Source organism: Burkholderia sp. Ac-20384 (genome assembly GCF_017104605.1).
GTDB classification, from domain to species: Bacteria; Pseudomonadota; Gammaproteobacteria; order Burkholderiales; family Burkholderiaceae; genus Burkholderia; species Burkholderia lata.
In genome coordinates this window covers 1-6250 of sequence record NZ_JAAGPE010000425.1, presented here as the reverse complement: position 1 = coordinate 6250, position 6250 = coordinate 1, and the positions used below count along the sequence as shown (strand labels likewise).

General features: G+C 64.1%; 2 protein-coding genes. Both read left to right on the top strand.

What is annotated here, in order from left to right; genetic code table 11:
- A partial coding sequence (locus tag G3O00_RS38905; protein ID WP_206146167.1) for a type VI secretion system Vgr family protein occupies positions 1 to 1827 on the top strand: 1827 nt, incomplete at its 5' end.
- Between the two features lie 35 nt (positions 1828 to 1862).
- The coding region (locus G3O00_RS38900) for an RHS repeat-associated core domain-containing protein (RefSeq protein ID WP_206146166.1) at positions 1863 to 6250 on the top strand (4388 nt) is incomplete at its 3' end.

Here is a 6250-nt window from a genome sequence, read left to right as displayed (position 1 = left end):
ATGCATCTCGAGACGGCGATCGTCGTCGGGCCGCAGGGCGAGGAGGTCTATACCGACGAGTTGAACCGGATCCGCGTGCAGTTCGTGTGGGACCGGTTGAATCCGGGCAACGAGAACGCGTCGTGCTGGGTGCGCGTCGTGCAGTCGGATACGGGCGGCGGCTACGGCGGCGTGCACGTGCCGCGTATCGGCGAGGAAGTGCTGATCGACTACGTCGGTGGCGACTGCGACCGGCCGCTCGCGGTCGGGCGCGTGTACAACGGCGCGAACCAGCCGCAATGGCATACCGACGGGATCCTGTCCGGGTATCGGTCGAAGGAGTATTCGGGCAGCGGCTACAACCAGCTCGTGATGGACGACGCGTCCGGGCAGAACCGCGTGCAGCTGATGAGCAGCAGCGCGAACAGCCTGCTGCATCTGGGCTACATCATCGACCAGAGCGGCAATTCGCGCGGGTCGTATCTCGGTAGCGGCTTCGACCTGCGCTCGGATGCGTATGGCGCGGTGCGGGCGAGCCAGGGCCTGTACGTGACGACGCAGCCGAAGGCGGCGAACAGCCAGCCGCTCGACGTGAAGGAAGCGCAGCAGCAGCTCGTGACGGGCGAGACCCTCGTCGAGGCGATGTCAGGCGTGAGCGAACAGCATCAGGCCGAAAGCATGAAGGACGCGCAGGACACGATGCGCGCGTTCACGGATGCGACGCAGGACAGCGCATCGGGCAGCGCGGCGGGCGGGCGCACGGCAGGCGGCGGCACGGGTAACGCGAACGCATTCAAGGAGCCGGTGATGCTGTTCGGCAGCCCGTCGGGGATCGGGATGTCGACACAGCAGTCGGTGCATGTGGTCGCGAACGATCACGTGAACGTGGCGAGCGGACAGAGTGTGCACGTCGCGGCGGGCAAGTCGCTGATCGGCAGCATCGGGCAGAAACTGAGCCTGTTCGTGCAGAACGCGGGGATGAAGCTGTTCGCGGGCAAGGGCAAGGTGGAGATCCAGGCGCAGTCGGACAACATCGAGGTGACCGCGCAGAAGGCGGTGAAGGTGGTGTCGGCGACGGCGCAGATCGAGATCGCGGCCGATCAGGGGATCCTGCTGACGAGCGGCGGCGCCTACATCCGGATCAAGGATGGCAACGTCGAGGTGCATGCGCCCGGGAAGATCGATATCAAGGGTGCATCGCATACGTTCGCGGGGCCGGCAAGCATGGGATATCCGCTGCCGAGCCCGCGGCCGGATCAGCCGGGGCAGTTGGAGTTGCTGCATCGTTACGCCAACGGCCAGCCAGTGAAAGGCGGCACGTTCTCCGTATTCGACGCAAGCGGCGGCTTGCTTAGGAGCGGCGCGCTCGACAACAGCGGTCATATGGTCGTGAGTGGACTGCCAGCCGGTGCAGCTCAAGTGAAGTTCGGTCATGATCCACGCGATCAGGACCAGGACGGCAGCCTCTTCCCCGTCGAACGCTGGCCAGCGCAGCCGCAGCAGAATGGCGCCGCCGACGCGACGATTGCCAAAGATCAACTGGGCGGCTTGCTGCCCGCGGCAGCAAGTGCAGCCGGTGCCGGCGCGTTGACGAATGCAGCCGGTCTCGCGAACGCCGCCGGCCCATTCGCGGGAATCGCCGGCCAGGCCATGCAGGGCGCCCCCGCCCTGGCCAGCGCTATCGCCGGCCAGGCCTCCGGTATCGCGCAGCAGGCCATCGTCGGGCAACTGCCGGCCGCCGCGCAAGCCGCGTTGTCACAGGCGAGCCAGCTCACCGCAACCGCCAGGCAGCTCAGCAGTCTGGCGCAGACGGCGCGCAACGCAGCCCCCGCGCTCAAACTGACGTAAGCACCGTCTCGTCCAACTCCTTCGGAAAAAACATCATGGCCGATTCGGGCGCCCTTCTTCCCAAGCCGACCGACGTTTTCGTGTCGCCGCTCAACAGAATCCAACCCATTGACGTCGATGCATCGATCAAGGTGATCGATGCATGGCTGGTCAACATCAGTGGCGGACTGGTCAATGCCGAACGCCTCAAGATGGTGGCATCCGGTATACCGATTCTTGCCAACATCTTTGCCGCGGTCGACGTCGTGCTCGATATCAAGGCGATGATCGAGCATGGCAGCAAACCTGTCGACGTATTCGACTGGACCAATCTCGGACTGGATCTGATCGGCGTCGTGCCGTTGCCACCCGGCACCGCGGAAATACGGGTTGCCGCCCGGCCGCTGCTGAAGATCATTCGCCAGGAAGTCGCGAAAAGCGGCAAGGCCGTGCTGGAATCATCCGCGTACATGTTGCGGGACGCCGTGATCGGCGCGATCGCGACGAGCCTGAACGAACGCTTCGCCGGCGAGATCGAGAACTTCATCAAGCACCTGAAAGCGGGGCTCTCGGATCTGCTCCACAAATGCGCGGAATACATCGGCAAATTGATGACCGCTTTTGCCGATCTCTTCGCTCAGGCCGCCGGCGAAAAAGGCTTCGAGGTGGACGGCAACCTGCGAGCAGCCGAGCGCCACGCAAAGGACATCAAGGCCGGATTCACGTCGTACGACGCGAAGAAGGTGTTCCATGGTGCAGGCCAGTTCATCATCGACTTCGCGAAGATCGAAGTAAAGGGCGTCGCCAACGTCGCGACCAAAACCGCCAAATTCATCGATCCGGCCGCCAGCAAGGACCTGCTGAAGATCTCGAACGATCTGCGGGCAAAAATCCCGGCCACGATGAAGTATGTTCGCAGCCTCGACGGCAACGAGATCGGCAAGATCGGCTGGTTGATCGAGGTCGGCGAACAGGGCGTCATGCGCTGGCGTCAGGTCAATCCGAAGAAGCACATGACGGGCATCCCGTCCCGCGGACAGGCCCGTGTCGTGGCACAGCGACCGCAAGCCCGCAACGAAGTCATGAATCACTCGGCACCGGCGGAGCATCCCGGTGCCGGCGACTGCAAGCGCGGGTGCCCCGTGCCGACGACACCGGAGCGCAGCGTGGGCTCGATTGGATTCGCGCTCGGCGACGAACGGATCGAGCATGACGATTTCGTGCTCGATGGCCCGTTATCGATCACCTGGCAACGGACCTACCGGTCTTTCTTCGACGCCTACGACGATCGGGGCGAACTCGGTGCGCGCTGGATCACGCCCTACACGTCGCGCTTCGACATTCACGCCACGAAGCTCGTCTACCACGGCGCCGACGGCCGGAGTCTCGATTACCCGCTTCTGGCCCCGGGTGAGGCAAAGGACGACCTCGCCGAAAGCCTCACCCTGCTCCGCGTCGACGACCAATGGCTGACACTTACGCGCGGCCCCGAACTCGTCGAAGTGTACGAAAGGCACGGCGACAGGTTCCGACTCGCGTTCGTCAAGGACCTGACCGGCAATCAGCTCACCCTCGACTACGATGCACCGGGACGCCTGTCCCGAATCATTGCGCCGCATGCCCTCGTCGCATTCCGGCATGACGCACACGGCCGCATCGTGGAGATCGTCCACCACGACGCAGACGGCGTGCGACTGGGCACGCTGGCGACATACACGTACGACCGGGAAGGCGACCTCGTCGCGGCCGCCGATCGCTATGGCAATACCCGCTCGTATCGCTACGCCAATCATCTGGTTACGTACTATACGGATCGAACCGGACGCGGCATGCATCTCGAATGGGACGGATCGGGACCCAAGGCGAAATGCATCCGCGAGCGGGCGGACGACGGAAGTCACGCGGTCTCGCTTGCCTGGCACCCCGACTTCCGGATGGTGTCCGTCACCGATGCGCTCGGTAACGTGTCGCGCCATTACTACGACATCAAGGGGTACACGTTCCGGGTCATTCACCCCGACGGCAGCGAGGAATGGCTGTATCGCGACGAGCATGACAACCTCACGCAATATATCCATCGCGACGGCAGCGTCGAGCACATGCGCTACGACGCACGCGGCAATCTCGTCGAACATGTGCGGGCGGACGGCAGCACGATCGCCATGACCTATGACGACGACACGCGTCTCGTCGGCGTAACCGATCCGCACGGCCATGTCTGGAAACAGGAGCACGATGCGGCCGGACAGGTCGCCGCGCGCATCGATCCGCTCGGTCACCGAACCGAATACAGCTACGACGGGCAAGGCAACGTCACGGCAATCAAGGATGCGAAGGGCGGCGTCGTTTCGCTCACCTACGACGCCGCGGGTCGCCTGGCGTCTCGGACGGACTGTTCCGGCAAATCCACCGCGTTGACCTACGATGCCGACGGACGGCTGGCCTCCGAGCAGGATGCGTCAGGCGCCGTGACGACATTTGCTTATGGCGAAAACGGCCGACCGATCGAGATCAGGACGCCAGCGGGAATCGAGCGCGTCAGCTACGACGCCGAAGGACGGTTGCTTGCTCATGTCGATCCCCTGAACAACGAGACTCGTTTCGACTATGACGCCGCGGGCCGGATCGTGCGTCGGACCGATCCATTGGGGCACGCGACTACGTACCGCTATGACGGACTGGGTCACGTCACTGCCGTCGTTAACGCGCAATCCGCGACGTACGGTTTCGAGTACGACGCGCTGGGCCGGGTCGTTCGGGAAACGGGATTCGACGGACGAACGATCCGTTACACGTACGGAGAAACGGACGGCCTGCTGCAGTCTATCGACGATGCCGGGCAAGTCGTGACGCTCGAACACGATCGCGCCGGCCGGCCGAATGCCCGCGCGGCCGGCGACGATTCCGAGCGCTTCGTCTTCGATGCGAGCGGCAGATGGATCGACGCAACCAACCGCCATAGCCGCGTGCAGCGCTTCTTTGACCCGGTCGGCAATCTGGTTCGCGAGCACCATGCGTACACGTTGTTCGGCGAAGCGCGCAGTTACGTGTGGCATCACGAATATGACGAGCTGGGCAACCGCGTACGGACCATTCGCCCGGACGGTCATTCGATCGACTGGCTCACCTACGGTTCGGGACACGTGCACGGGATGCTGCTCGACGGCAAGGAGCACTTGCAGCTCGAGCGCGACGACCTGCATCGCGAAACGGTACGCACGCTGTCGAGCCGCGTCAGTCAATTCACTGCATTTGATCCGGCCGGCCGACTAGCCCGACGATCGGTGCAGCGCAACCAGGCACCGGCCCCGTTCGCCGCCCGCAGCTATCGCTACGACGCCGCGGGTCAGGCGATCGAGATCGAGGACAGCCTCAAGGGCATCATCGGCTATCGTTACGATCCGGCCGGACGCCTTGTCGAATCATCCGGGCCGGCCGGTTCGGAGCGCTTCGCGTTCGACGCGGCCGGAAATTTCGCCAATCCGGATCGGTCGGCCACGCCCCGCCCGTCGCCAGGTGCCAGCCCCGTACGTCCGGACAACACGCTACCGGCGAACGTACCGCGTGCGCTGGGCAATCTGCTGACCGAGTACGCCGGCACACGCTTCGCGTACGACCCACGCGGCAACCTCGTCCATGCCCGCTCACCGAGCGGTGAACGGCACTATGAATGGGACGCGTTCGGCCGCCTGACGGCGGCCCGCATCTCGACTCAGAACCGTCAGAGCCACGCGCGTTACTATTACGATGCACTGGGACGCCGGATCGCGAAGGAAGTCGACGGCGAACGCATCATATTCGGCTGGGAAGGCGACCAACTCGCCTACGAGACCGACGGCAATCGCAGCACGCACTACGTGTACGAACCGGGGACGTCAGTGCCAGTCGTCCAGTTCCTCTCGGGCTCGGGCATCGGCATGCCCACGCCGACGCACGACGATACCAATCGATACGCGCCGGAAAGCGACGCGCTGCAGCGTCATCCTCGCCGTCAAGGCGACGCCAGCGTGTTTTACTATCACTGCGACCAGATTGGCACGCCGTTGATGCTCACGGACGAAGCCGGCGAAGTGGTGTGGGAGGCTTCCTATCGAGCCTGGGGCCATGCACAGGAAGTCATTGCGCGGGCATCACGGGCTGCCGGTGCGACGCCCCGCAACCCGCTGCGATTCCAGGGCCAACAGTTCGACGACGAAACCGGGCTGCATTACAACCGCCTCCGGTACTATGATCCGCAACTCGGGCGCTTCATCAGCGAAGACCCGATCGCACTGCACGGCGGTGTGAATACGTACCAGTACGCGCCCACTCCTGTCGCCTACATCGACCCGCGCGGGCTCGCGAGAGGCAAAGTCGTGACATACTGGCCCAACCCCCTCGAGGCGTCGAGCGGGCAGTACACCGTACAACACATCTCCGTGACACGCCGCACCCAACACAGACA